1 protein-coding gene is annotated in these 2,022 nt (G+C 74.1%); it reads right to left on the reverse strand.

Features of this window, described 5'->3' with window-relative positions; all coding sequences use genetic code 11:
* Window positions 1-439: 439 nt before the first annotated feature.
* Window positions 440-2,022 (reverse strand): bifunctional diguanylate cyclase/phosphodiesterase (locus HW445_RS28545; protein ID WP_180223736.1); only part of this gene is annotated, 1,583 nt, incomplete at its 5' end.

Below are 2,022 nucleotides of genomic sequence, written 5' to 3' on the forward strand. Positions count from 1 at the left end.
TCCACCACGCGCAAGCGGGCGGCGCCGTACACACGGGTGCTCACTGCGGCGTGCACAAGCCCGGCCTGGGCGGACAGCACTGTTCCTCCCCCGACCCGCCCCCTTCCGAAGGGGCTTACGTTCCACGGAGCGAGCCGTCCCGTGCGCACGTGAGGCCTGCGCCCACCCGTGCCGCCCCAGCGGCACGACTGCCCGCAGACGGAACGGGTGGGGGCGCGCCCAGCGGCACGACTGCCCGCAGATGGAACAGGGTGGGGGCGGCCCGGCGGCACGATTGCCCGCAGGGGGAACGGGTGGGGGCGCGCCCGGCGGAACGGTTGCCCGCGCAGGGGGAACGGGTTGGGGCAGAACCGCGCACCGCACGGTGGGGTGATCGCGCGGGAGGGCGGGAGGGGGCCGGCCGTCGTGGTGGGGACGCGGGGGCCGAGGGCCGCAGGGGTTACAGGAGGGCCGCGTTGTCGGTGAGGAGGGTGGTGATGCGGTCCGGGGGTACGGGGCGGCTGTAGAGCCACCCCTGCCCCGTGTCGCAGCCGATCCGCCGCAACCGCGCCGCCTGCGCCGCCGTCTCGACCCCCTCCGCGGTGACGCTGAGCCCCAGCCGGTGGGCGAGCTGCACCATCGCCTCGACGATCACCTCGTCCGCCGCGTTCGGCGCGGCCCGGTCCCCGTCACCCGCGCCCCCGAGGGCGTCCTCGTACTGGAACCCCCGCACGAACGAGCCGTCGAGCTTCAGCACGGACACCGGCAGCCGGCTGAGGTACGCCAGGTTGGAGTACCCCGTGCCGAAGTCGTCGATGGCGATCCGCACCCCCATGTCGCTGAGCGCCTGCAGGGCCTTGATCGGCCGCCCCGCCGACCCCATCAGCGCCGACTCGGTGAGCTCCAGCTGCAGCAGCCCCGGTTCCAGGCCGGTCTCGCCTAGGATCCGCGCCACGTCCGCCACCAGGTCGGAGTCCCAGACCTGCCGCACCGCGACGTTCACGCTGACGAACAGCGGCGGCTCCCCGGGCCGGTCCAGCTGCCACCGCCGCGCCTGCCGGCAGGCGGTCCGCAGGATCCACCGTCCCAGCGGCACGATGGAGCCGTCCTCCTCGGCCAGGCCCACGAACCGGTTCGGGGACAGCATCCCGAACTGGGGGTGGTCCCACCGGACCAGGGCCTCGACCCCCCGGACCTGCCCGTCGGACATGCCGACCAGCGGCTGGTACTGGAGGACGAACTCCTCCCGCTCGATCCCCGGCCGCAGTGTGGAGACCAGCGCCTGCCGGGTCATCCGGTGCGCGTTGCGCTCCGGGTCGAAGAGGGTCCAGCGGGACTTCCCGTCGGCCTTCGCCCAGTACAGCGTGGTGTCCGCGGCCTGCATCAATCCGGTCGCGTTGGTGCCCTCCGCGTGGCGTTCGACGACGCCGATGGAGGCGGAGACGGAGAGCCGCTGCCCGGAGAGGTCGAAGGGCGCCTGGAGCGCCGTGAGGACGGATTCGGCGAGGTCGGCGACCTGTTCGGTGCCGGTGGAGTCCTCCACCAGCAGCGCGAACTCGTCGCCGCCGAGCCGGGCGACCAGCGGCGCGCCCGTCCGGTTGAAGCCGGCCTCGTCGGCGCAGCGGGTGAGACGTTCCGCCACGGCGGCCAGCAGCCGGTCGCCGACCCGGTGGCCGAGGGTGTCGTTGATGGCCTTGAACCCGTCGAGGTCCAGGTAGCAGAGCCCGACCCGGCCGGTTCCCGTGTCCGAGGTGAGGGCGGTCTCCAGGGCGGTGGTCAGCCGCTCGAAGAACAGGCTGCGGTTGGGCAGCCGGGTGACCGGGTCGTGCATCTGGAGGTGGCGCAGCCGGGCCTGGAGTTCACGGCGGGCGGAGATGTCGGCGACCGAGAGCAGGACGCCCTGGTCGCCGCCGGTCAGCGGCGTCACCGTGACCTGCGCCCACAGGGAGTGCCCGTCGGGGTGCTTGAGGCGGCGGGTGCAGCGCAGCACGGCCTGGCGGCCCCGCAGCACCTCGCGGTACGCCTGCCAGCTGCGCGGGTCGG

Source organism: Streptomyces sp. UH6, assembly GCF_013421635.1.
Classification (GTDB): Bacteria; Actinomycetota; Actinomycetes; order Streptomycetales; family Streptomycetaceae; genus Streptomyces; species Streptomyces abyssomicinicus.